Here is a 22,934-nt window from a genome sequence, read left to right as displayed (position 1 = left end):
CATCCGCACCTGCCCCGGGGCAGTGCCAGCTTGACTATTCGTCGTCGTCGTCCTCGCCGGTGGACAGCACCAGGTCGCCGGCCGTCACGAGGTCACGGATGCCGGTGACGAGGCGGTTCATGTAGACCTCGCCATCCTTGGACTTGATCTTGCCGGCCTCGCCGATGGATTCGCGCAACTGCTCGGCCATGCGGCGCGAGATGTTGGCGAGGATGTAGTCGACCACGTCGCCGTAGCCCGCCTGTTCGCCCGACGCGAGGGCCAGCACGAAATCCTGCTGGTCGATGGCGCGGATGAGCTTGGAGCAGTCCTTTTCGTCGACGCGGTCCTTGATGTGCTCGAAGGTGAAGATCGCGCGGCGCACGGCGTCGGCGAATTCCTTGTCCTCTTCCTCGAGCCCCTCGAGCACGCTTTCGCGGATCGGCTGGAGCGAGACGTTGAGGATCTCGCCCACCCGCGCATCGGGCCCGGCCGCGAAGGCGATGTCCGGCCGGCCGTCGAGCTGCATGATGATCGACAGCCCGATCCGGTCGACGGCATCGGGGGTCACGGCCTTGGTCTGCTGCACCGCATAGGCGATCTTGCGCGCCCGGTCGCCGGGCAGCAGCGCCAACAGGTCGGCGGCCACGGTGGTGCGCAGCTTGGACAGCAGGACCGCCGACACCTCCACGCTTTCGGTGGTGGCGAAATCGACGAGATCCTTCGCCTCCATGTCGCGGATGCGGTCCCAGGGGTCGCCCGACTGGCGCACGCCCGCCTCTTTGCGCAGCCGCGCGGCGGTCCGGGGGCTGATCTTGCCGTCCAGCACCGACAGCGCGCCGGCCATGCCGCCGGGAAAGGCCAGGCCGATGGCGTCCAACTCGCTCGCGAATTCCTGCACCACTTGTTTCAGCACGTCGCGGTTGACGTAGCGCAGGCTGCCCATCTGCTGGGTCAGGTCGGCCTGCATGTCTTCGGGCAGGGCGCCGACGGGCACCTCGGCCCCCTCGTTTAGCAGCAGGCGCACGATAATCGCCGCCTTCTGCTTGCGCGTCAGGTTGACTGGCGTGCGCCCGCGCTTGGGCGCTGGCAGGCGATCTAGCTGGTTTGGTGTCATCCCTTGCGGCTCCGAGACCTCGCGCTGGCACCTTAGGGCCGGAAGGGTGAACAAAGTCTCAATTGCTGCGGGACACAAAGAAAAAAGGCGACCCCGGAAGGGCCGCCTTTGATCGATGGTGATCCTGGGGCCGTCAGCCCGAAAGTTGCTGCACGCAGGCCTTGGCCACGCTGTCGTAGACGAAGCCCTCGGCGCAGGACATGACATGGCGTTCGCCGCTGCACTGGGCATAACCGGCCGAGGCCGACGTGACGGCCAACAGGGCCGCAACGAGAAGTCTGGTCTTGGTCATGACGTCACTCCATCTGAGGTGACGTGAGGGTAGCATGGAATCCGGGAATCACCTAATGCGTGTTCCTGGTTCACGCATAGAATGAAGATATGCCTGCAACCCATTGAATCAAAAAGGCCATGCAGGGTTCATCCCGCATGGCCTCACGGCGATGTGAAAGCACCTCAGCCGAAGACGCGCTTGAAGATCGTATCCACGTGCTTGGTGTGATAGCCCATGTCAAACTTCTCGTTGATGCCGTCGACACCCAGCGCCTTGACCACGTCTTCGTCGGCCAGCAGCTCTTCGCGGAAGTCGGTGCGGTGCTCCCAGACCTTCAGCGCGTTGCGCTGGACCATCGTATAGGCATCCTCGCGGCTGACGCCCGCCTGGGTCAGCGCCAGCAGCACGCGCTGGGACATGACGAGTCCGGGGAACTTGTTCATGTTGTCCAGCATGTTCTGCGGGTAGATGATCATCTTGTCGACGACACCGGCAAGGCGATGCAGCGCGAAATCCAGCGTGATCGTCGCATCCGGGCCGATGCCGCGTTCGACCGAACTGTGCGAGATGTCGCGCTCGTGCCAGAGCGCCACGTTCTCCATCGCCGGGATCACGGTCATGCGGACAAGACGGGCGAGGCCGGTCAGGTTCTCGGTCAGCACCGGGTTCTTCTTGTGCGGCATGGCCGAAGACCCCTTCTGCCCCATCGAGAAGAACTCGGCCCCCTCCAGCACCTCGGTGCGCTGCATGTGGCGAATCTCGATCGCGATGTTCTCGATGCTCGAGGCGATGACGCCCAGCGTGGCAAAGAACATGGCGTGGCGGTCGCGCGGGATCACCTGCGTCGAGATCGGCTCGGGCCGCAGGCCGAGCTTTTCGCAGACATGCTCCTCGACCGCCGGGTCGATGTTGGCAAAGGTGCCGACCGCGCCGGAAATCGCGCCGGTGGCAATCTCCCACTTGGCCTTTTCCAGGCGGTTCTTGTTGCGGTCCATCTCGGCATAGAACCGGGCAAAGGTCAGGCCCATCGTGGTCGGTTCGGCATGGATGCCGTGGCTGCGGCCGACGCGGACGGTGTCCTTGTGCTCGAACGCGCGTTTCTTGAGCGCTTCCAATACCTTGTCGACGCCCACCAGCAGCAGGTCGGCGGCGCGTACCAGTTGCACGTTCAGCGTGGTGTCCAGCACGTCGGACGAGGTCATGCCCTGGTGGACGAACCGCGCCTCTTCGCTGCCCACATGCTCGGCCAGGTGCGTGAGGAAGGCGATGACGTCATGCTTGGTCACGGCCTCGATCTCGTCGATGCGGGCCACGTCGAATTCCACGTCCTTCGCCTTCCACACCGCTTCCGCATTCTCGCGCGGGATCACGCCCAGATCGGCCATGGCGTCGCAGGCATGGGCCTCGATCTCGTACCAGATCTTGAACTTGGTCGCGGGTTCCCAGATGTCGGTCATTTCCTTGCGGGCATAGCGGGGGATCATCGGCAGCTCCTGTCTGAGGTTGGGCAGGCTTTACTGCCAAGGGCCGCGTATCTCAAGCGGGGGCGGCGATTTGCGGCGGGACGGGGGCCTGTGGCGCGGAATCCGCACTTTTCACGAGGGCGTGAAAGCTGCCACTTTTTCGCCCCATTGTTTCCCGATCAAGAACGCAACACGAAGGACGGAAAGGCGTGAGCGGCGCCGGTCGCCGTCAAACCGCAACAGGTCCTTCGTCGGGAGATACGCGCCATTTCACCGCTCGGCGCGACACTTGCCGTCCGGAAGACCCCTTCCGGACGGCTTTTTCTTGGGGCGCGGGGCGCGGCCGCGATGCGATGGCCGGCATCCGCCGCAGGGCGGGTGGACCGGTTGCAGGCAGCGGCGCGGCGCGGATAGGGTCGGGCGCGAGGCAGAACGGGAATCGAAGATGCGGGTCATTGCGGTCATCGTGGTGGTGCTGCTGGGGCTGGCGCTGGCAGGGTCTTACGGCGGGGTGTTGCACCCGCTGGGGGATTCGCTGGCCGTGTTCCGGCTGGGCATCGCGGGGGTCTTTGCGCTCTGGGTCATCTGGACGCCCTGGAGCGCGGCGATCCGCTGGCCGCTGGCGGGCTTGGGCATCGCGGCGATGGCGGGCGTGCTGTCGTGGAAACTGCCGGGCGAGGCGACACCGGGCGCCGTCACCGTCTACCAGAAGAACCTCTATTTCGGCCGGCAGGGCGACGAGACGCTGGTCGCCGACATCATCGCGCGCGGGGTCGAGATCGTGACCCTGCAAGAGGTGACGGATGGCACCGCCTCGGTCCTCGCGGCGCTGGAAGACAGCCACCCGGGCCAGCACCGCTGCCCCTTTGCGGGCGTAGGCGGGCCGGCCATCGCGACGTCGTGGCCGGTGGTCGAGGGGTCGCGCATCTGCCCCGAACCCGGCGGCATGGCGGCGATGCAGGTCGAGGCGCCGGATGGCACCCGGGTCTGGGTCGTGTCGCTGCACCTGCACTGGCCCTGGCCGGAGGGGCAGGCGGCGCAGCGCGACCGGCTGCTGCCGGTGATGGCGGCGCTGAGCGGGCCGATCGTGCTGGGCGGCGATTTCAACATGGTGCCCTGGTCCGAGACCTTTGCCTCGATTGCCGAGGCGGTCGAGGGCCAGCGCGTGCGCCCCGTCGGCCCGACCCTGCGCGCGCGCGGCGTGCCCCTGCCTATCGACCACGTTCTGGCGCCGGGCGGCGGCACGGCCGAGTTGCTGCCCACCCTGGGCTCGGACCACAACGGGGTGCTGGCACGGGTGCATCTTGCGCCATGACCACGCCGCCGCCGCTGCAATCGGCCATTCCTTATCCGCTCGCGCCGCGCGCGCTGCCGGGCATCCAGCCGCTGGACCCGGCCGACTGGCTGCTGGTCGATGACGCCTATGCCGGCCAGCTGGCCGAGCGGCGGCTGCTGCTGAGGGCGCGGCGGGCCGATGTCCTGCAGGTCCTGCCCGGTGCCGAACCGGCCGCGGAGGAGCTGCGCACTGTGGTCCTGGAGCACCTGCGTGCCCGCGCTGATTTCGACATCGACGCCGGCTCCGTGCGCTGCCCGGACGGCCATGTCGTGCCGCTCACCGATGATCCGCTGGGCGACCTGGGCGCGATGGTGCAGGAAGATTTTTGCCTGATGGAAAAACCCGAGGGCGCCGGGGAACACGTGCTGACCGCCGCCGTGCTCTGCTTTCCCTCGCGCTGGACCCTGGCGCAAAAGATCGGCCGGCCGCTGATGCGCATCCACGCGCCGGTCGCGCCCTATGACGACGACATCGGCAAGCGGGTGCAGCGGCTGTTTGACGGGGTGCGCGCGGGCCGGCCGCTGTGGCGGTCGAACCTGATCCGCAACGCGGGCACGGCGCTCTTCAACCCCGCGCCCGAGTTCCATGGCCAGCCGACGATCCCGTCGCCCTACCTGCGGTCGGAACGGCAATGCATCCTGCGCCTGCCGGCCACCGGCGCGGTGGTCTTTTCGATCCACACTTTCCTGGTGCGCGCGGGCTCAGAAATCGTCGGGCGTTGACATCTCGGGGCGGGCGGTCACCAGTGGGGCGCTGAGCCCGAAGGGCATGTCCCAGACGGCAAAGAGGACAAGCTGCGCCAGCACCACCACCGCAATCAGCGCGGCCTGCAACGTATCCAGGCGGACCAGCTCGCGCAGGCGCTGCCAAGGCACGCGATCCCCTGGGCGGATCGACGCCGGGCCGCCGCGGGCCCGGGCCACCTCGCGCTGCCGCAGCGAGATGATGCCGGCGGGATGCGCCGCCGTGCCGGGCTGCAGCGAGACCTCGATCGGCGGCGCGCCCTCGGCGCCAAAGATCGCGCGATTGCGAGGCAGGCGGCCCGCGTAGCGGCAGGCATCGACAAAGGTCAGAACGGCCAGGTAGCTTTGCTGCATGTCCTGCGGATGCGGCTCGAACCGGACGTGCTGGCCGATGAGATGCGCGGCACCAAGGGCCTCGACCCCCGTGGCGTAAGAGCCGTTCACGCGGCGGCCATCGGAAAAGAACCCCGGCTGCACGAACAGCGCCAGCGGGAAGGGATCGGCGGCAAGGCCGATGAACTCGGCCCCGAGGAACAGCTGGTGCGATTGCGCCCAGTGGACGGTGCCGGGCCCCATGGCGCGGGTCAGCGTGGCGGCCAGGGCAGCGGTCACCAGAAGGCGCCGGTCAAAGGCGGCCTGGTCCTCGGGCGGCAGGCCGTCGCGCCGTGCCACCTCGACCAGCGCAGCAGCGCGGTGGGCGCGGACCTGCGCGGCCAGCTCGGGCCGCAGGCGGGTGTAGAGTGCATGGCCCAGCTCTGTCGCAAAGCCCGGCAAGGGCAGGGGCGTGTCATGCAGAACCACACGGGCAGTCAGCTCGGACGTGGTCAGGCGCGCCTCGAAACTGCCGGGCGGGCCGTGGTGCAGTGCGAGTTCGGGGCCGACATGGGCCGGATGCAGGTTTACCGCCTCGGCCAGCAGGTCCCAGTCGGGCACACGCTGCCCGGGCGCGCCCGGATCGTCGAACAAAAGCGCCGCCTGCAGCGGCTGCACGGGAAAACTGGCCACCTTTTGTGGATCCCCTGGCATGGTCAGGTCACACCATGCCGGGGGATTGTGGCGTCATTTCAACCCGTGCGGGACCTTTTCCGCGCCTAGAACTGGCTGGCTGCGTAGGCGATGGCACGCTGGTAATTGCCGCTGTCGTTCCAGGCCGACAGCACGTTGAAGTTATGCGTGCCGGGGCCGAAGGGCTGCCCGGCCTTCCAGCCGTTCATCCGCAGCATGTTCGCGGCCGAGGCCAGCGCATCCACGGCGCTGTAGGGATCTGCCTTGCCGTCGCCGGTGGCGTCCACGCCGTAGCGGATCCAGTTGCCGGCCAGGAACTGCATATGCCCCAGCTCGCCCGAGGGGCCGCCCTGGGTCGAACTGGAAATGAGCCCGCGATCCACCAGTTGCAGCGCGGCGATGGCATGGGGTTCGAACTTGGGATGGCGCCGGCAGTACGAGGACAGCGTGACCGCGCCGCCCACCACGGGCGTCTTGCCCAGGTAGCCGCCCCAGGAGGTCTCGAGCCCCCAGATCGTCGCCAGGATCGAGCCGGGCACGCCAAAGCTCCGCTCGATCGAGGCAAAGGTGTTGGCATTGGCGTCCCGCTTGGACTTGGCGCGGCTGATGAAGGCGGCGGCCGAGCTGCCCGAGCGCTTGGCCAGGAACTGGCCCGGATCGCCGTAGGAGGTGCCGGTCTGGCTCGAGGGTTGCGATTCGAATTTCCAGGTGATGCCCGACAGCTGCGCCGTGCCAAGTGCCTGCATGCCGCGCTGGCCCACGCCCGCGGCGGCAGCCTCGCGCCCCAGCGCGTCCTTGTAGCCGGCAAAGGCGCCCTGGCTGGTGATGCAGGGGGCGGCAAGGGCCCCGGTGGTGATGCCGGCGCCCAGCAGGCAGGCCGCGGCGAACGCTTTGAAATTCATGCCTCTCTCCCAATTTGATCGAGCAATTGGGAAAGAAGCTAGCCCGCCGCGCCGCTGGCGCAAAGTCTTTTCACGGATCGATCAGAAGTAGAGCACGCCCTGGCCCGGAACCGGCATGCCCGCCCGGCTGGCGACCATGAACAGCCCCAGCACCGCCATGGCCCGGCTGGCGGTGCGCAGGTTCTCGCCCCGCAGCAGGTGCATCACGAACAGCGCCCCGGCCAGCGGCAGCGAGAACAGCGCGATGCTGAGCGACACGAACCAGGTCGCCAGCCGCATCCGGTCGCGCGAGCCCTTGGTGCTGACCGCGTGGGGCGAGACGCACATGTCATCGGCAAAGGCCTGGTCCAGCAGCGTCTCTTCGCAGTCCTTGAGCGGGGGCAGGTCGCCGGCCTTGCTGCGCCGTTTCGGACGCGGGGTGTCGATGATCTCGATCACCGGCTCGGCCGGGGCCTCCTCGGTCAGGAATTCGCGCCGCAGCCGCATTTCGGGCGTCAGGCACAGCGGGCGCTTTTCCAGCTGCACCAGGCTCTCGAGGAACAGCTGGACCGAGAAGTCCTCGGGCGGCTGGCGCCAGTGGATGAAATCTGCGGCCAAGGCCTCGGCCGCCACGTAGGCGGACCAGGCCAGCAGGCGCCGCGCGTCGCTTTCGAGCAGGGGGCAGCCGCCTTCGGGCAGGGACACCGACAGCACCAGGATGCCGCGCGCGCAGTCGAAGGTGTCTTCATCCTCGGCCGCGATCCGCGGCATGTGCAGGAAGCTGTCGCGCGACGCGCTGTCGCCGATGGCGCGCGGCTGGTAGAGACCGAGATGCAGCTCGAGCCCGTTGGCCAGAAACATCGCCTCGTGGTCGCGGTCCATCACGACTTCGGACACTTCGTAGCTTTCGTCCCGGATCGCCTGCGTCAACCCGTTCGCCACGTCGATCAGGTCGAAGTCCAGTGTATCGAGGAAAACCAGCCCCGCTCTCAATGTCTGCCTGCTCGTCATGTCGAAGTACCTTGCTTCGTTTCGTGTTAAGAAACGTTAACGCGCGAACTTGGACAGAATTTGGCCGAAATTCGCTTTATCTGAGACCGGTTTCGCCGGAAGGTGGCGGTCGGGGGCGACAATCGCGGGTCTCCTCGCGGAATGGGATCGCGGCGCCGACAGGGTCGGGTCGGCGCCGCTATGGCGACGCGCGGGAAACCGGGTCAGACCCCGAGCGCGCCGACCACCTGGGCAATCGCGCCGGTCGAGCCGAGCACGAGCATGAAACCGGTCAGGGCCGCCGCATGGGCGGTGTGGCGCAGGTCTTCGCCGCGCAGCAGGTTGTAGACCGCCAGCGACGAGGCGACCGGCAGCGAGAAGGCCGCGATGGACAGCGACACGGACCAGGCGGCCAGCCGCTCGCTGGTCGAGGCGGTCGCGGCCTCGGCCTCGACGTTGATCTCGATGGGCGCGGTCAGGGCGATGCGGGCCCGGGCGTGGCGCAGGGCCAGGGTTTCCTCGTCCTCGATCGGTGCAGAGCGGCGGCCGAGACTGGAAAGGTCGAAGGCCGGGGCCGGCCGGGCCGTGCGGGCGCGCAGGCCGGGCATCAAGCGGCGCGGGGTGACCGGCGACAGGGTGACCGGCGCCTCGTGCGTATCGTCCAGCACCTCGAGGAACTGCGCGCCGGTGGTCCAGCTTGCGGGCTTGAGCCATTGCAGCGCGGCGGGCCGGGCCACGCGGGCCAGGGCGCAGGCGGCGCCGGCCAGCAGCGGTGCCGCCAGCTCGTCCGAGCGCAGCGCCTTGTCCGAGGCGGCCACCGAGATCGCCAGTTGCAGCACCACGCGGCTGTCGCGCTCGATCCGGGACGGGCGGATCGGCCCGCCCCAGAACGCCGACTGGGCCGCGCCGATGGCGTCGCCCTCGATCCGGCGCAGGGTCAGCAGGACCGGCCCGCAATGGATCTCGACCGCGCCGGTCTCCGAGACGCGCGGCGCGGCGGTGGCCCCGCCGGTCTGCTCGAGAAAGGCATGCAGTCGCTCGGCCAGGGCGGCCGTGCCCTCGGGGGCGGCATCGGTTTCGAGATAGTGCAGAACGGTCCGCGCGGCAGCGACTTGAGAGGGCATGGCTGAGGTCCTGATCCAGTGGTTTCGGTGACTTGGTTCCGTGTGTGACAGGATCAGGTTGGGTGTGGATTGGGCCGGATTCGCGGCAGCTTGTGTCTTACCCGGGATGTAAATTGGGAGATTTCGAGGAATGGCCACGGACCGCGCACAATCCCTGTACGGGGCCATCTACAGTTTACCATTTCACGCGAGGTGCCCCGGCCGGGAGCTGTCTCAAGTCACAGTACAGGGTGTGCCGTGGCTTCGTGGCCGGATTGGGGCAGGGGTTCGCCGACCGCGCGAACATTGTGGGGAATTTTCATCATCATTTTCGGGCACCAATGGGGCAGGGCTTCGGGCGCCCATGGGGCGCGACGCGCTGACCTCACCGCGCCTGGCCCCGGGCGGGAACAAGATAGGGCGGAGATTTCGGGCCGCCCTCGCAACATCTTGATGGTCGGTGCCAGGGCGGCTCAGCTCTTGGCGGCCTGCTTGGCCGCGTGGCGCAGCATGATCCGCCCCAGGGTGCCGCTGACCTCGCGCGGCTTGAAACAGGCCGGTTCCTTGCGCAGCGGGGCGGTCTTGTCGGTGCAGGCGCTCAGGTCGCCGAACACGTCCTCTCCGCCGAACCAGGTCTCGCAGGTGCGGGCGTTGGACTCGGCGAACATCTCGCGCACGTTGGCGCGGATGTTGGGGGTCAGGTACTGGCGCTTGAACACCTCGGCATTGCGCAGCTTGGGGCTGGACCGCACCGTCGTGTCGATCAGCTTGCGCAGCGCAAAGGCGTCGTCGAAGGAATAGCCGTCGCGGTAGCACTGGCGCACGATCTCGTAGCAGATCGACGGGGTCGAGGCGTTCCACTGCCGCTCTTCCGCGGTCACGAGGCCCGGCGTGCCCAGCACCATGTCGAGAAAGCCCTGCATCAGCCCGCCGCTGCGCTTGTCCTTGTCGTAGGAGCGCACCAGCATGCCCTCGCGACCAAAGACCGCGGCCCAGCGGTCCAGCGCCGCATCGTAATGGATGCGGTTCCAGTGCCCGCCCAGGATGAAATGCGCAAAGTCGCGCTGCGGGCCGGTCTTGATCGACTGGTGGTAGAAGGACTGCAGGAACTCGTCCTGCCGCCGCAGCACAGCCACCACGCGCACGTCGAAATGATCGTTCAGCACGTCCATCGCCTCGATCACCTTGGGGCCCATGCCGCTGAAGCTTTCCTCGCTCAGGATCGCGGCGGGGCAGCCCGCGGCCTCGATCTCTTCGACATAGGGGGCGAAGATGCTGCGCAGGGCGGCGCGCAGGTCGCCGCCTTCCTTGTGGGCGGCACTGATCTGCGAATAGAGATGCAGGTGCTTGCCGTGGTAATTCCGCGTCTCGTCGCGCTGCGTTTCCGGGTAATACAGTCCGGCGTGGGCAAGCTGCTGGCGATTCTGGTCCATCCAGGTCTGCACCGAGGTGGAGCCGGTCTTGTGGTACCCGATATGCAGGTACAGCGTCTTCTTGGTCATCGAAATCGCTCTTCTGACGGATGCGGTCCGCGGCCGCTTTGCCTTTCCTGACTACCTGCAGCGCGGGGGCAGGGAAAGGGGAATGGTCCACGAAAAGAGGCGGCCCCGGGGGCCGCCTCCTTGGTCTTCGTCCGGGTGGCCGCGATCAGCAGCTGTAGTACATGGCGAACTCGACCGGGTGCGGAGTCATCTCGTAGTTCTCGAGCTCTTCCTTCTTCAGGTCGATGTAGCCTTCGATCTGCGACTTGGTGAACACGTCACCGGCCAGCAGGTAGTCCATGTCGGCCGCCAGCTCGTCCAGCGCTTCGCGCAGCGACCCGCAGACGGTCGGGATGCCGGCCAGCTCCTCGGGGGGCAGGTCGTACAGGTTCTTGTCCATGGCTTCGCCCGGATCGATCTTGTTCTTGATCCCGTCGAGACCGGCCATCAGCAGGGCGGCAAAGCACAGGTACGGATTCGCGGCCGGATCGGGGAAGCGGGCTTCGACGCGCTTGGCTTTCGGCGAGTCGGTCCACGGGATCCGGACGCAGCCCGACCGGTTCGAGGCCGAGTAGGCGCGCAGAACGGGCGCTTCGTAGCCGGGGACCAGGCGCTTGTAGCTGTTGGTCGACGGGTTGGTGAAGGCGTTCAGCGACTTGGCGTGCTTGAGAATGCCGCCGATGAAGTACAGCGCTTCCTGGCTGAGGTCGGCGTACTTGTCGCCGGCGAACAGCGGCTTGCCGTCCTTCCAGATCGACATGTTCACGTGCATGCCCGAGCCGTTGTCGCCCTTGATCGGCTTCGGCATGAAGGTGGCCGAACGGCCATAGGCCTGTGCCACGTTGTGGATGACGTACTTGTACTTCTGCAGGTGGTCGGCCTGCTCGGTCAGCGAACCGAACACCAGGCCCAGCTCGTGCTGCGAGGTCGCCACTTCGTGGTGGTGCTTGTCGACCTTCATGCCGATGTTCTTCATCGTGGTCAGCATTTCCGACCGGATGTCCTGGCCGTCGTCCATCGGGTTGACCGGGAAATAGCCGCCCTTGTAGGTCGGACGGTGGCCCAGGTTGCCCATCTCGAAGTCGGTGTCGGTGTTCCAGGCGGCGTGGTCGGCGTCGACCTCGTAGGACACCTTGTGCGGCGTGACCGAGTACTTGACGTCGTCGAACAGGAAGAATTCGGCTTCGGGACCGAAGTACGAGATGTCACCGATGCCCGAGGATTTCAGGTAGGCTTCGGCCTTCTGCGCGGTGCCGCGCGGGTCGCGGTCATAGGGTTCGCCCGTGTCGGGCTCGACGACCGAGCAATGAATCGCCAGCGTCTTTTCCGCGTAGAACGGGTCGATGTAAACGCTGCCTGCGTCGGGCATCAGCTTCATGTCGGAGGCTTCGATCGACTTCCAGCCGGCGATCGACGAGCCGTCGAACATGAAGCCCTCTTCCAGGAAGTCCTCGTCGACCAGGTCGGCCATGACGGTGACGTGCTGGAGCTTGCCGCGCGGGTCCGTGAAGCGGATGTCGACGTATGCGACGTCCTCGTCCTTCATCAGCTTCAGAACGCTTTCGTTGCTCATATTGGTCCCTTTCCGATTTTTTCAGGGGTCTGAATTCTGGTGGATATACGTGTCGCCGGGCAGCGGATCAGAGCGCGTCCGAGCCGGATTCGCCGGTGCGGATGCGGATCGCCTGTTCGACGGTCGACACGAAGATCTTGCCGTCGCCGATCTTGTCGGTCTTGGCCGCGTCGATGATCGCCGCGATGGCGGCATCGACCTGGTCGTCGTCCAGGACGACCTCGAGTTTCACCTTGGGCAGGAAATCGACGACGTATTCTGCGCCGCGATACAGCTCGGTGTGGCCTTTCTGGCGACCGAAGCCCTTCACTTCGATCACAGACAGGCCCTGGACACCGACCTCCTGGATCGCCTCCTTCACCTCATCCAGTTTGAAGGGCTTGATGATCGCTTCGATCTTTTTCATGGAGGTCCTCCTTCCACTCTGTCGTCTGGCGACAGACCACTTCCCCAAGGGCTGCACAATTGGTTAGCATTCCCCGGGACCACGCCCCAAGAGGGGGCAGGCTGGCTTGCCGCTATTTTGTGCGATTTGCCTAATGAATGAGCGGAATTGAATCAAGCGGAGATGAGGATGGCTGAATTGCTGGGCGCCAGCGAGATGCGCGCGGTGGAAACCGCCGCCATCGAGTCGGGATCCGTCTCGGGCGCGACGCTGATGGAGCGCGCGGGGCAGGGCGTGGTGGACGCGATTCTCGCCGCCACGACCGGTTGGACGGCGGCCGCGCGGCGCGCCATCGTGCTGTGCGGGCCGGGCAACAACGGCGGCGACGGCTTTGTCATTGCGCGCCTTCTGGCGGGCGGGGGCTGGGACGTCGAGGTCGCGCTGCTGGGCGATCCCGCGCGCCTGCCCGCCGATGCCAGGGCGAACCATGACCGCTGGAACGGGCAGGTGGTGCCGCTGCCCTTCACCAACAAGCCGCGCCTCGGGGACGGGCAGGGCGTGCTGGTCGATGCTCTGTTCGGCACCGGGCTCGGCCGCGGCCTCGGGGCCGAGATCGCGGGCGTGCTGATGACCTTCGACCAGGTGGACTACCACGATTGGATGCGGGTGGCGGTCGACCTGCCCTCGGGGCTGTGTTCCGACAGCGGCCGGGTGCTGACCGACGCGCAGGGCCGTGGTCCGGCCTTTCGCGCGGACCTGACGGTGAGTTTCCATGCGATGAAACGCGGCCATGTGCTGGCGGAGGGCCCGCACCATTGCGGCGCGGTGCAGGTGGTCGACATCGGCCTTGGCGCCTGGTGCCGCGCGGCTGGCCCGGAGGTCTTGCACGAGGTGCAGGCGGCCGACATGGGCTTTGCGCTCAAGCAGGCCGGTCACAAGTACGATCACGGCCATGCGCTGGTGCTCTCGGGCCCGCCCGGGCGCGGCGGCGCCGCACGGCTGGCGGCGCGGGCAGCGCTGCGGGTCGGCGCCGGGCTGGTGACGCTGGCCGCGCCGCTCAGGGCCGTGGGCGAACATGCCGCGCGGCTCGACGCGATCATGCTGCTCGGGCTCGACGGCCCGCCGGGCCTGTCGGAACTGCTCGAGGACGGGCGGATCACCGCCATCTGCCTTGGCCCCGGCCTGGGTCTGGGCCCCGCCACGGCCGAGCTGGCGCGCGTCGCCCTGCAATCGGGCCGCGCCGTGGTGCTGGATGCCGACGCGCTGTCGCGGTTCAACCGGCAGCCGCAGGCGCTGTTCGACCTCACGGTCGGGCGGGACGCGGTGCTGACGCCCCATGACGGAGAGTTCCGGCGCCTCTTTCCCGACCTCGCCGCGGGGCTTTCCGACCCTCCCGTGTCGGGCCCCGCGTTCTCCCGCGTCGACGCCGCGCGCGCAGCAGCCGAGCGGGCGGGCTGCACCGTCCTGCTCAAGGGGCCGGACACGGTGATCGCCGCGCCCGATGGCGCCGTGGCCGTCAACGCCGCCGTCTACGGCCGCGCGGCGCCCTGGCTGGCGACGGCCGGGGCGGGGGACGTGCTGGCCGGGCTCATCGCCGGGTTGCTGGCGCGGGGCAATCCGACCTTCGCCGCTGCGGCGGCCGGCGCCTGGCTGCACGTGGAGGCGGCCCGCGCCTTCGGTCCCGGCCTCATCGCCGAGGACATCCCCGAGGCGCTGCCGTCCGTCTTCCGCTCGCTCATGGCCTGACGGCGGGCGCAGGCCGTCCACTGGTCAGGCGAGGCGGGTGGGCACAGGCCCACCCCATCGCTCAGGCGACGTTGCGCGCCGCCTCTTCCGAGATGTAGCTCGCCACTTCCAGCCCGTCGGCATAGATCACGTGCGGCTCGCCGAAATCGAGCTCGTAGACCCGCACCAGCCGCCGCCCCTCGGGCAGGATGGTCTGGTTGTCGACGAGGTCGCGGGCGGCAACCATGGCCGTGGCGCGGCCAAAGCCCAGCCGGGCGCGGCGGTCCCGCACCAGCACCTGCTGGCTGGCCAGCAGCCGCAGGATCTGGCCCGACTTGCGTTGCCCCAGCGCCCCGGCCCGCATGCGAATGCACTCGGTCTGCAGCAGGTGCATGCGGATGTCGCGCAGGGTGACCATGCCGGCGTCGCGGGTGATCAGGCGATCCCCGGGCACAAGGTAGTCGACCGGCAGTTCGCCGTCCTGCGCATAGACGCAGCTGCCCGAGAGCAGCGCGTTGATGCAGGGGCCGGTGCCGACCGTCTGCCCTGGGTCCGGGCGCGGCACGGGCAGGCGCCCAAGCTCCGGTTCGGGTTGCGAATATCCGGCATGGCCGGGGCGGTCGGTCTGGAGAATCCGCTCGCGATCAGGCTCTGCCCCGGTGGGGAGTCCCGTCTCGCGCCCGGCCGTGTTCGGCTTCATGGGCGTCATCCTGTTCTGTACTGCCTCGTTTTTTCATTGAATACGACAAGATGCGGTTAATGTCCTTGGTTTTTCGGCCACAGGTCGCGGATATTTCCTCTCGCCAGCGGGCGGCGGCTTTGGTAATCCACGCTCCGAAGTGCGGGTGTGGCGGAATTGGTAGACGCACCAGATTTAGGTTCTGGCGCCTTTGGCGTGGGGGTTCGAGTCCCTTCACCCGCACCAAGTATTTCTGTTAAGGCATTGAAATATTGCACATAAGATCGGGTGGAGAGTTTGTCGGCCACCCCTGGGTTCCTCCCGCAAGGGCGGCGCGCCGATCACGGATGCGCGCTGCCGGGCACACGCAAGGCGCAGGCCAAAGCAGGTCTTCGACCGCGACAGATCCGAGATCGACGCCGAGGGCCTTCGCTGGATCGCCGAGCCATACCGCATCGAGGCCGAGATCCAAAGCATGGGACAGGGCCATCGCCTTTCCGCCAGTCAGGCTCGCAGCGTGCCCCTCGTGGTCGAGTTCGGGGACTGGCTGCAGGCACAGCGTCTACCTGCCTCGGCCAAGTCGCGCCGCGGCGAGAAGCTGACCTACATCCATCGCCAGTGGGCCGAACATCCTGCCAGCCGGGTTGACGATCTCCGGTCGTCGAACTTCCAGCCGTCAAGCTGATCCCGCGTGAGGCCGAGACACCGCTTGCACTGAACTCCACCGATGTCCTGAACGCCCTGACGGACCTGTTCATCCAGCGCGGACCGCTGCGGTTTATCGGGTGCGACAACTGCGCGGCGTTGATCGCGCAGAAGGTGCGCGACTGGATCGCGCTGGTAGGGGCGAGTGCTGCGTGCGTCGAGCCGGGGTCACCTTGGGAGAACGGCTATTGCGAAAGCTTCAACGGCAGGTTCAGGGACCAGCTGCGGAATGGCGAAGTTTCCTGCACCTTGAGGGAGGCGCACAACCTCATCGAAAGATCGCGCAAACACCACGACTTGGACCGGCCGCATGGTGCCCCCGGATATCGGGTGCCGGCGCCCGAGGTCTTCATTCTGGTAGATCGAAGGCCGACCATGCATGAGCGCTTGATCCGGACCACTCGATGAGGGACAGAAACTCCTCCCTTGTCGAGACGGGCTGGAATGCGTCTGACACCACGACGCGAGGCGCATACGGCAGGCGGCAAAGAGGGCAGTCGAGACTGCACCTGGGGCCTGTCGGGGCGCAAAGCCCGCCTCATCGGACTTGAGCTTCCGTTCCCACTCTTGCGGCCGGGGCGGACCTTGGATCAGATCAAGAGGATGTTGTCCAAAAGACCGGCATTGTCAGACCACCCGTCAAGCGTAATCGATTGTCCATTCCCGAAATCCAACACCAAGGTACCCGATGACACATCGGACAGCGCCTCCAGCCGCGCCTGTCCCAGGGCACCGCCCCACAGCGCAGTGTCGATTGCAAGGACGTCCGCAGCGTCGCTGAAGTCGGTGACGGTGACGGCCTCGACCGTGGCGGCGAACTCGAACCGGTCGGCGCCCGATCCACCGGTCAATGTATCGTCACCGCCCGCACTGTGCAGCGTGTCGGCCCCATGGCCGCCGTACACCCTGTCCGCCCCGTGCAGTCCCAGCTGAACGGTGTCGTGCGCCACGTCATTACCCTCACCCAGGTACACCAGGTCACGGCCCTTGCCGCCGATGGCCGTATCGTCTCCGGTGCCACTGTAGATCTTGTCGTATTGCGCACCGCCATCCAGGCGGTCGTCCCCGTCGCCGCCTGCCAGCGTATCGCTGCCGTAATGGCCGCGGAAGTCGTCGTTGCCGCCGGCCTGACCGCCCTGGACCGCACCGATCTGATCGTTGCCGCGGCCGCCATTCACGGTGTCGTCGCCGAAGTCTGCCTGCGCAGTGTCGAGGAACAGGTCGTCCCCCGTACCAAGCCAGGCGAGGTCCCGTCCGTCCCCGCCATCTACTGTGTCGTTCCCGTCACCGCCTGTCAGCCTGTCGTCGCCCGCATCACCTTCGAGGCTGTCGTCGCCATTCTCACCACGCAGGCGGTCGTTCCCGGAGCCACCGAGCAGGATGTCGTCGCCTCCGCCCGCGCGGATCGTGTCATCGCCGGAAAATCCTGCGAGAATCTCTGCAATTGTAGAGGTCGGCACCCCCGTCCCCAGGTCGTCGTCGCCGGATGTCCCGGCTTCGAGGACGAAAGTCCCGTCCACGGTTTCGGTATCACCATCGACAAAGCTGAGCCGGGCGGACCCGAGGATCAAGTCGTGTCCGTCGGGGCCAATCACAAGAACGCCTGTATCCGTGGCTTCGAAGCGATACGCCTGCTTGAGGCCGGACAGATCGGCAAGACCAAATGACGGCGTGGCGCGGAAATCCAGCAGGTCGTCTCCCGTGCCGCCGGTCATCCAGTGGATGCCGTCGTTGGATGCGACCAGCGTGTCGTTGCCGGCGCCCCCCAGAAGGCTGCTGTTGCCGCCTTGGCCGTCGAGGTAATCGTCACCCTCTCCGCCATCCAGAAGGTCGAAAGATTCCCCGCCCAACAGCGTGTCCGATCCCCCGCCGCCGGAGATCGTGTCACTGCCGTCGTGACCGACGATGAAATCGTGACTGATCCGGGCGGTTTGACCTTCCTGTCCATCAACGACGCCGGCCTTCACGAAATCGCCGTCGATCGATCCGCTGAGTGCAGAGGCCTGGTAAATGTTTACCGTTGCGTCGTCGAAGTACAGGCGTTCAACGTCTTGCAGGACGTCGGCCTCCCCATCGCGACCGACGTGGATCTCGACCGAGGATCCATCGACTTCGAAGCCCAGGACATAGCTGCTGCGATCCCCGAAGAACCGGGCGACGTCGCGCCCGTCGCCGCCGTTCAGCGTGTCGTTGCCCTCGCCACCTTCGAGCCAGTCGTCGCCACCGTCACCGAGCAGCAGGTCATCGCCGTCCTCTCCGTAGAGGCGGTCTTCGCCTTCGCCGCCCTCAAGGGTATCGCGGCCGCCGCCGGCCCGGATCACGTCGGCATCGCCGAGGCCCGAGAGACTGTCGTCGCCGCCCACGCCGACGAGAAGGTCGTTCCCTTCGGACCCGACCAACGTGCCGTCGTCCGACGCGCCGACCTGCGGTCTCAGGACCTTTTCGACCCCGTCGCTGAGGCTGCGGTAGAGCGTTGCCAGGTCCAGCAGGTTCTCACCGTTGTCGCCAAGCGCGATGTCCCGGAGCACGACGTTCTCGAGCATGTACTCGAAGGCTCTTGCCACCTGGGACCATTGGTCCTGGCCGGAATCGTTGTTGATGTCCCGACGATCGACCCAGACACCTAAGGGACTCAGGTTCAGCGCGTCGCGGACCTCCTGGGTGATGCCAAGATCATCCCAATTCGCAAAGCGCCCCTGGAAATTGAGTTCCAGCTTGTAGGGCTGGCTGTAGCCCGTGTCGCCTTCTTCCACGATGAGCTGGTTGTAATAGTCGTCGAGATCGAGATCGCCGGTGTTCAGCGTCACGGTCAGCGTGCCGCCCGGGTTCACCACGAATTGCCCGGATTCCGGGTCGAATATGTCGGGATTCGGGATCCAGGTATAAGTCCCGGTCATGGCCCCACGGTAGAAGCCTGTCGCATTCTCGAAGAATGCGGCCGAATCCGAGAACTGGCGCTGGATCTTCTCTGACCCGATCTCGTTGCGCTCGAGAAGCAAGGCGACCTCGCCCCGGACGGCCAGCGCCACGGCGACGGAAGAGACCGCCGCCGACACCTGCGCGAGCGTGGGCTCGTAGCTGTCGGTGCTGGTCGCGATGGCTGTCGCCTGGGCCAGCGTGTCCCGCAAGCCGCGGGACGCGTCCGATATGATCTCTGACCGGGTCACGTCGTCCGGGCTGGCATCGTAGCTGTAAAGCAGGTCCCGCGCGCTGAGCGATCGCGACAGGGCGCCGGCCAGGGACTGAAGCCGTGCGCCGCCCACGGCATCCGCGATCTCGGCCGACAATTGCGCGCCCAGATCGTCGATGGCGCTTTGCATGTCGTCAAAGCCGTTGAGGATCGTGGTTTCAAGCTCCTGGAGCAGGTCGACCGGATCGGGTCCGGGATCTGCCGCCTCGGCGATCTGCGTGATCCAGCCGACGACCGTACCGACCGCCCCCAATGCACCGGTTGCAAAGGCAAAACCGCCTGAGCCGCCGATACTGCTTAACTTGCCGCCATCGATAAAGGAATTGACCACTGATAGCGCAGCCGAAGAAAGAAAAAATGCCATGCGTTATCCCAAGAAATTGAATCAGTTCAAGGTTCATTAACGACACAAAGTGACGGTTTTTCAAGTTTTGCCGACCTCCGGCGCATCCGGTCCCGGCATTTGGTGGTTCGGATTTACGGTCCGTAATGCCCGGGCGTGAACCTGCGGGTCAGTTTCGATGCCGAGGCGGGCGCGTTCGGGATGGGTGGAGAGCTTTGGCTCGACCGCGTGGGATTCGGACTGACGGCCGAGCTTGGTTTTCTGCATGCGGGCGGCGTGTTCCGCCCGGATGCTGTCTCACTCCGTATCGCTTATGACGACGGTTTCGCGGATGCCCGACATGACGGCCGGCACCTGTACAGTCCTTGCGGATCTCATCGACGAAGGCATCTTCCCGACGCGGATGGACACCGGGATGCGCCTCGAGGTGGCGCCGCCGCCCGATATCGTGCTTACTGCCGTCCCGTTTCAGGAAAGCCTGCACATCGGCGCGACGGTGACGCTGTTCTTCGACCTGCTGAACCGCGATGCCAGTGCCGCGACGGATTTCGCGCTATCGGTCGATGGCGGTGGGCTGATCGGCCTGATCGCCAAGTGCGTTGGCACGATCGAGGCGGGCCTGGTCCGGATCGGGGATCTCGCAGCAGGAGTGACGCGCACCGTCGCGTTAACCTTCGCCGGGGATGAGGCGGTCGGAAATGGCGCGCTGTCCGTGCAGCCTATGCAGGGCGACCGGCCGGTGGGGGCGGCGCATGACCTGCCGGTGATCCAACGCGACGCGATCCACGTGCTGGATGGAACCGACGCGGACGACCTGCTGAGCGTGCCGACATTCGACGGCAATCTCCGGGGCGGCAACGGTGCCGACACCCTGTGCGGTGCGGATGACCGCGACCTTCTGGAAGGCGACGCCGGGGCCGACCTTCTGGAAGGCGACGCCGGGGCCGACCTGCTGGTCGGTGGCGCCGGGGCTGACACGCTGGACGGTGGCGCCGGCAACGACACGTTGCATGCCGAGGATCTTGTTGGGCCGGGAGCGGCCCTTGCCCAGGATCTTTTGCGGGGCGGCGACGGCGACGATCTATTCGTAGTGATCGGACCCTATGGTGGCGTAGAGAGCGGGGATACCGTCTATGGCAACGCCGGGTCCGCCACGTTGCATTTCGTCGAGACCGGTGAGGATGGCGATCCCGGCTCCTATGGCCATGTGAACCTGCGGCAGGGATATGCCTACATCCGCCCGACGTTCCGGTTTCCCGTGGACGACATGCTCACGCTGGCCAGCATCGAGAACGTCACCTGGAGCGGCGGGCGCGCCGACATCTTCGGCTCTCCGTCGGCAAACCGGCTGGTGCTCGACGACAGTCCGACGGCCGGCCTGAACGCCTACGGCAAGCTGGATGGCCGGGCCGGTGCGGACACGCTGACCGGTGCGCAGGGCGATGACACGCTGTTGGGCGGGCAGGGGGCGGATGATCTGCAGGGTGGCGACGGCGCTGATGTTCTGTCTGGTGGCAAGAGCGACACGAGCTGGCCCCGCGTCCGGTCCGAGACCGCGCGCCGAAGCCGGGGATTCTCCTGCTCAAACGCCTTCACCCGATTGAGCTGATCAGGGTCCATGCCGCCACGATCATGTCCCCTGCGGCGGTTGGCCGGCTGTTTCAGGCCGATCTGCGGAACCGCGCCCGCGATCTTCGCGCCCTGACCCCGCGGCACCGCGACCTGCCGCAACTGGGTCATGGCCTCTTCGGGCTTTTCCCGCTGGCCTGCATCGTCGCAGACCCCGGTGATACGGGGTAAGCCATCCCGAGGTGTGGGCCTCTGCGGAACAAGCCCCCGCGGCATCGGCCCCAATGCCGTGATCGGCTGGCAGGAACGCGCCATGGCCGACGAACTGGCCAAATGCCGTTACTGCGCTTGCGACGCCTCGCGGGCCGCCTTCATCTCGGCTTTCATCTCGGCCTCCCACGACTCGAGGTGGTCGCGCACAAGCCGGGAATAGTCGCTGTCCGCGCTGTGCGGATCCTCGCTTTGCAGGTAGGCCTGCGCGGTCTCGATCATGGTGCGGCGGTCCCAGTCCTCGAAGACGCCAAGCAGCCGCTCGGCCTCGGGGCGCGCATGGCCCATGGCCTCGAAGACCGACCGGGCCGCGCGGATCGAGCTGTCGTAGGTCTCGCGGATGATGTCGCGGCACCCGGCTTCCCACAGCTCGTAGACATGCCAGCGGTCGATGGCACGGGCCACCACGTGCACATGCGGGTGATGCTCGTGCATGTAGCGCGCAAGCTCGGTCGCGGCGTCCTTGTTGTCGATGGCGATGACGAGGATGCGCGCCTCGTCGATGCCGGCGGCATGCAGCAGGTCGGGGCGCGTGGCATCTCCGAAATAGGCGCTGATGCCGAAACGGCGCAGCATCGCCAGCTGCTCGTTGCTGTAGTCGATGACGGTGGTCGGGTAGTCGGCGGCTTGCAGCGCCCGGTTGACGATGCCGCCGAACCGGCCATGCCCGGCGATGATGATCTTGCCGCCTGGCGCGATTTCGTCCGCCGCGCGGTCCTGCTGGCGCGAATAGCGCGGGGCGATGACCCGGTCGTAGAGGATGAAGAGCGCCGGCGTCAGCAGCATCGACAGGGCGACGATCAGCAGCAGCAGGTCTGCGACCGGCCCCGGGATCACCGCATTGGCCACGGTGAAGGACACCAGCACGAAGCCGAATTCCCCCGCTTGCGCAAGGCCCAGCCCGAACAGCCACTTGTCGCCGCCGGCCAGCCGGAACACCCGGCCCAGCACCAGCATGACGCCGCATTTCAACACGATCAGCCCCAGCGTGAGGCCGACCACCAGCAAGAGGTTTTCGCCCAGAAGGGCAAAGTCGATGCTGGCCCCCACGGTGATGAAGAAGACGCCAAGGAAGATGCCCTTGAACGGGTCGATGTCGCTTTCCAGCTCGTGCCGGTATTCGCTGTTGGCCATGACAACCCCGGCCAGGAAGGTGCCAAGCGCGGGCGACAGGCCCACCATGGTCATCAGGAGCGCGATGGCGAGCACCATCATCAGCGCGGTGCTGACGAAGAGCTCGCGCAGCCGCGCCTTGGCGACGTAGCGAAAGATCGGGCCGGTCAGGTAGCGCCCGGCGACGATGACAAGGCCGATGGCGGCCAGCGTGGCCAGCGCGACCTGCCAGCCGGGCAGGCCTTCGACCAGGTTCAGGTTCAGCGCCGCTTCGCCATGCCCGCCGCCGTGGTCGTCGCCGTGGTGCAGCGCCTCGGACAGCTCGGGCAGGGCCAGCAGGGGGATCAGTGCCAGCATCGGGATCACGGCGATGTCCTGGAACAGCAGGACGGAAAAGCTGGCCTGCCCGCCGTCGCTGCGCATCAGGCCCTTTTCGTTCAGCGTCTGCGTGACGATGGCGGTGGACGACAGGGCAAAGACCAGCCCGATGGCCAGGGCGATGGTCCAGGACTGGCCCAGCAGCATCGCCACCGCCATGACCGCAAGCGCGGTCAGTCCGACCTGAAGCCCGCCCATGACAAAGATCCGCGCCCGCATGGCCCAGAGCACCTGGGGCTGCATCTCGAGCCCGATGACGAACAGCATCATGACCACCCCGAACTCGGTGAAGTGCTGCAGGGCAACGACATCGACACCGGCCCAGTGCAGGACCGGCCCGATCACGATCCCCGCGATGAGGTAGCCAAGGACCGACCCGAGGCCGAAGCGAGACGCCAGCGGGACGGCGATCATCCCGGCAAGGAAGATCGTGAAGGTGATGAACATGAAGTCGGCGGTCATGTCGGTCCTTTCCGGGCCTGAAGTCGCCCGGCAGGGGGCGTGTCGGGTGCTGCGGACATGAGCCTATCAGGAAAGACCCGCGCGGACAGGCAAAAGGGCGCGCGGCGATCTCGGTTGTCACGGCGCCCGCGACGTGTAGCCTGCGCCGTGATCGGAAACGGGCAAAGGGG

19 protein-coding genes, 1 tRNA gene and 2 pseudogenes are annotated in these 22,934 nt (G+C 66.8%); 8 read left to right on the top strand and 14 right to left on the bottom strand.

Annotated elements, in window-relative coordinates; genetic code table 11:
• Positions 1-34 precede the first annotated feature (34 nt).
• From MF270_RS04595 to purB, 3 genes are all read right to left on the bottom strand, one after another.
• The gene (locus MF270_RS04595; RefSeq protein ID WP_238364672.1) at positions 35-1,096 is read right to left on the bottom strand and encodes a flagellar motor switch protein FliG; all 1,062 of its coding nucleotides are present in this window, start codon (positions 1,094-1,096) and stop codon (positions 35-37) included.
• Between the two features lie 133 nt (positions 1,097-1,229).
• Positions 1,230-1,388 carry a hypothetical protein gene (locus MF270_RS04590; protein ID WP_238364671.1) on the bottom strand — a complete coding sequence of 53 codons (159 nt, stop codon included), beginning with the start codon at positions 1,386-1,388 and terminating at the stop codon, positions 1,230-1,232.
• A 164-nt stretch (positions 1,389-1,552) separates the two neighbouring features.
• Positions 1,553-2,854: an adenylosuccinate lyase gene (gene purB / locus MF270_RS04585; protein WP_238364670.1), complete on the bottom strand. Its 1,302-nt coding sequence runs from the start codon at positions 2,852-2,854 to the stop codon at positions 1,553-1,555.
• Positions 2,855-3,278: 424 nt separating this feature from the next.
• Between purB and MF270_RS04580 the strand changes: the two genes are divergently transcribed.
• Entirely contained in the window at positions 3,279-4,148 is an 870-nt protein-coding gene (locus tag MF270_RS04580) for an endonuclease/exonuclease/phosphatase family protein (protein WP_238364669.1), read from the top strand.
• Positions 4,145-4,891, top strand: coding sequence for a heme-dependent oxidative N-demethylase family protein (locus MF270_RS04575; RefSeq protein ID WP_238364668.1), 747 nt, complete (start codon positions 4,145-4,147; stop codon positions 4,889-4,891). The genes MF270_RS04580 and MF270_RS04575 overlap by 4 nt, the downstream gene beginning before the upstream one ends.
• Here MF270_RS04575 and MF270_RS04570 read toward each other — a convergent pair.
• From MF270_RS04570 to MF270_RS04540, 7 genes are all read right to left on the bottom strand, one after another.
• Positions 4,871-5,917 (bottom strand): hypothetical protein, encoded by a 1,047-nt coding sequence (locus tag MF270_RS04570; protein ID WP_238364667.1) that lies wholly within the window; start codon positions 5,915-5,917, stop codon positions 4,871-4,873. The two genes, MF270_RS04575 and MF270_RS04570, sit on opposite strands and share 21 nt — an antisense overlap.
• Before the next feature lie 86 nt (positions 5,918-6,003).
• Positions 6,004-6,819 (bottom strand): lytic murein transglycosylase, encoded by an 816-nt coding sequence (locus tag MF270_RS04565; protein WP_238364666.1) that lies wholly within the window; start codon positions 6,817-6,819, stop codon positions 6,004-6,006.
• Positions 6,820-6,900: 81 nt separating this feature from the next.
• Positions 6,901-7,809: a hypothetical protein gene (locus MF270_RS04560; RefSeq protein ID WP_238364665.1), complete on the bottom strand. Its 909-nt coding sequence runs from the start codon at positions 7,807-7,809 to the stop codon at positions 6,901-6,903.
• 203 nt (positions 7,810-8,012) lie between these two features.
• On the bottom strand, positions 8,013-8,912 hold the full coding sequence (locus tag MF270_RS04555; protein WP_238364664.1) for a hypothetical protein: 900 nt from the start codon (positions 8,910-8,912) through the stop codon (positions 8,013-8,015).
• Between the two features lie 452 nt (positions 8,913-9,364).
• The gene (locus tag MF270_RS04550; protein WP_238364663.1) at positions 9,365-10,393 is read right to left on the bottom strand and encodes a hypothetical protein; all 1,029 of its coding nucleotides are present in this window, start codon (positions 10,391-10,393) and stop codon (positions 9,365-9,367) included.
• Between the two features lie 145 nt (positions 10,394-10,538).
• Entirely contained in the window at positions 10,539-11,945 is a 1,407-nt protein-coding gene (gene glnA / locus MF270_RS04545) for a type I glutamate--ammonia ligase (RefSeq protein WP_238364662.1), read from the bottom strand.
• A gap of 67 nt (positions 11,946-12,012) precedes the next feature.
• Positions 12,013-12,351, bottom strand: a complete 339-nt coding sequence (locus MF270_RS04540) for a P-II family nitrogen regulator (protein ID WP_238364661.1) — start codon at positions 12,349-12,351, stop codon at positions 12,013-12,015.
• 168 nt (positions 12,352-12,519) lie between these two features.
• Between MF270_RS04540 and MF270_RS04535 the strand changes: the two genes are divergently transcribed.
• Complete coding sequence (locus tag MF270_RS04535) at positions 12,520-14,076, top strand: NAD(P)H-hydrate dehydratase (RefSeq protein WP_238364660.1); 1,557 nt, start codon at positions 12,520-12,522, stop codon at positions 14,074-14,076.
• 61 nt (positions 14,077-14,137) lie between these two features.
• Here the strand turns inward: MF270_RS04535 and MF270_RS04530 are convergent, their stop codons facing one another.
• Complete coding sequence (locus MF270_RS04530) at positions 14,138-14,755, bottom strand: Hint domain-containing protein (protein ID WP_238364659.1); 618 nt, start codon at positions 14,753-14,755, stop codon at positions 14,138-14,140.
• Between the two features lie 141 nt (positions 14,756-14,896).
• On the opposite strand from MF270_RS04530, the gene MF270_RS04525 reads away from it, so the two are divergent.
• From MF270_RS04525 to MF270_RS04515, 3 genes and pseudogenes are all read left to right on the top strand, one after another.
• Positions 14,897-14,980 (top strand) — tRNA-Leu (locus MF270_RS04525).
• A gap of 73 nt (positions 14,981-15,053) precedes the next feature.
• Positions 15,054-15,356: pseudogene (locus MF270_RS04520) on the top strand (IS66 family transposase); the annotation flags it as partial.
• Positions 15,357-15,448: 92 nt separating this feature from the next.
• Positions 15,449-15,847 (top strand): annotated as a pseudogene (locus tag MF270_RS04515) (integrase core domain-containing protein); the annotation flags it as partial.
• Between the two features lie 182 nt (positions 15,848-16,029).
• Here MF270_RS04515 and MF270_RS04510 read toward each other — a convergent pair.
• Together MF270_RS04510 and MF270_RS04505 are read right to left on the bottom strand one after the other, a co-directional pair.
• A complete protein-coding gene (locus MF270_RS04510) occupies positions 16,030-18,993 on the bottom strand; it encodes a calcium-binding protein (protein ID WP_238364658.1) in 2,964 nt (987 codons plus the stop codon).
• Positions 18,994-19,053: 60 nt separating this feature from the next.
• Positions 19,054-19,239 carry a hypothetical protein gene (locus MF270_RS04505; RefSeq protein WP_238364657.1) on the bottom strand — a complete coding sequence of 62 codons (186 nt, stop codon included), beginning with the start codon at positions 19,237-19,239 and terminating at the stop codon, positions 19,054-19,056.
• A 64-nt stretch (positions 19,240-19,303) separates the two neighbouring features.
• Between MF270_RS04505 and MF270_RS04500 the strand changes: the two genes are divergently transcribed.
• Positions 19,304-20,581, top strand: a complete 1,278-nt coding sequence (locus tag MF270_RS04500) for a calcium-binding protein (RefSeq protein WP_238364656.1) — start codon at positions 19,304-19,306, stop codon at positions 20,579-20,581.
• A 23-nt stretch (positions 20,582-20,604) separates the two neighbouring features.
• Positions 20,605-20,772: a hypothetical protein gene (locus tag MF270_RS04495; RefSeq protein WP_238364655.1), complete on the top strand. Its 168-nt coding sequence runs from the start codon at positions 20,605-20,607 to the stop codon at positions 20,770-20,772.
• A gap of 108 nt (positions 20,773-20,880) precedes the next feature.
• Here MF270_RS04495 and MF270_RS04490 read toward each other — a convergent pair whose 3' ends face one another.
• Positions 20,881-22,764: a monovalent cation:proton antiporter-2 (CPA2) family protein gene (locus MF270_RS04490; protein WP_238364654.1), complete on the bottom strand. Its 1,884-nt coding sequence runs from the start codon at positions 22,762-22,764 to the stop codon at positions 20,881-20,883.
• Positions 22,765-22,934: the final 170 nt, after the last annotated feature.

Origin of the sequence: Mesobacterium pallidum (assembly GCF_019966535.1) — a bacterium.
GTDB lineage: Bacteria > Pseudomonadota > Alphaproteobacteria > Rhodobacterales > Rhodobacteraceae > Mesobacterium > Mesobacterium pallidum.
Note: the sequence above shows the minus strand (reverse complement) of the source record. Positions and strands in the feature narration are given on the sequence as shown.

Bases quoted from the DNA above. Each gene is read 5' to 3' on its own strand.
- MF270_RS04580 (WP_238364669.1), top strand. From the start codon at position 3,279: ATGCGGGTCATTGCGGTCATCGTGGTGGTGCTGCTGGGGCTGGCGCTG.
- MF270_RS04595 (WP_238364672.1), bottom strand. From the start codon at position 1,096: ATGACACCAAACCAGCTAGATCGCCTGCCAGCGCCCAAGCGCGGGCGC.
- glnA (WP_238364662.1), bottom strand. From the start codon at position 11,945: ATGAGCAACGAAAGCGTTCTGAAGCTGATGAAGGACGAGGACGTCGCA.
- MF270_RS04555 (WP_238364664.1), bottom strand. From the start codon at position 8,912: ATGCCCTCTCAAGTCGCTGCCGCGCGGACCGTTCTGCACTATCTCGAA.
- MF270_RS04505 (WP_238364657.1), bottom strand. From the start codon at position 19,239: ATGCAGAAAACCAAGCTCGGCCGTCAGTCCGAATCCCACGCGGTCGAG.
- MF270_RS04530 (WP_238364659.1), bottom strand. From the start codon at position 14,755: ATGAAGCCGAACACGGCCGGGCGCGAGACGGGACTCCCCACCGGGGCA.
- MF270_RS04500 (WP_238364656.1), top strand. From the start codon at position 19,304: ATGCCCGACATGACGGCCGGCACCTGTACAGTCCTTGCGGATCTCATC.
- purB (WP_238364670.1), bottom strand. From the start codon at position 2,854: ATGATCCCCCGCTATGCCCGCAAGGAAATGACCGACATCTGGGAACCC.
- MF270_RS04540 (WP_238364661.1), bottom strand. From the start codon at position 12,351: ATGAAAAAGATCGAAGCGATCATCAAGCCCTTCAAACTGGATGAGGTG.
- MF270_RS04510 (WP_238364658.1), bottom strand. From the start codon at position 18,993: ATGGCATTTTTTCTTTCTTCGGCTGCGCTATCAGTGGTCAATTCCTTT.
- MF270_RS04565 (WP_238364666.1), bottom strand. From the start codon at position 6,819: ATGAATTTCAAAGCGTTCGCCGCGGCCTGCCTGCTGGGCGCCGGCATC.
- MF270_RS04575 (WP_238364668.1), top strand. From the start codon at position 4,145: ATGACCACGCCGCCGCCGCTGCAATCGGCCATTCCTTATCCGCTCGCG.
- MF270_RS04490 (WP_238364654.1), bottom strand. From the start codon at position 22,764: ATGACCGCCGACTTCATGTTCATCACCTTCACGATCTTCCTTGCCGGG.
- MF270_RS04535 (WP_238364660.1), top strand. From the start codon at position 12,520: ATGGCTGAATTGCTGGGCGCCAGCGAGATGCGCGCGGTGGAAACCGCC.
- MF270_RS04550 (WP_238364663.1), bottom strand. From the start codon at position 10,393: ATGACCAAGAAGACGCTGTACCTGCATATCGGGTACCACAAGACCGGC.
- MF270_RS04495 (WP_238364655.1), top strand. From the start codon at position 20,605: ATGTCCCCTGCGGCGGTTGGCCGGCTGTTTCAGGCCGATCTGCGGAAC.
- MF270_RS04560 (WP_238364665.1), bottom strand. From the start codon at position 7,809: ATGACGAGCAGGCAGACATTGAGAGCGGGGCTGGTTTTCCTCGATACA.
- MF270_RS04590 (WP_238364671.1), bottom strand. From the start codon at position 1,388: ATGACCAAGACCAGACTTCTCGTTGCGGCCCTGTTGGCCGTCACGTCG.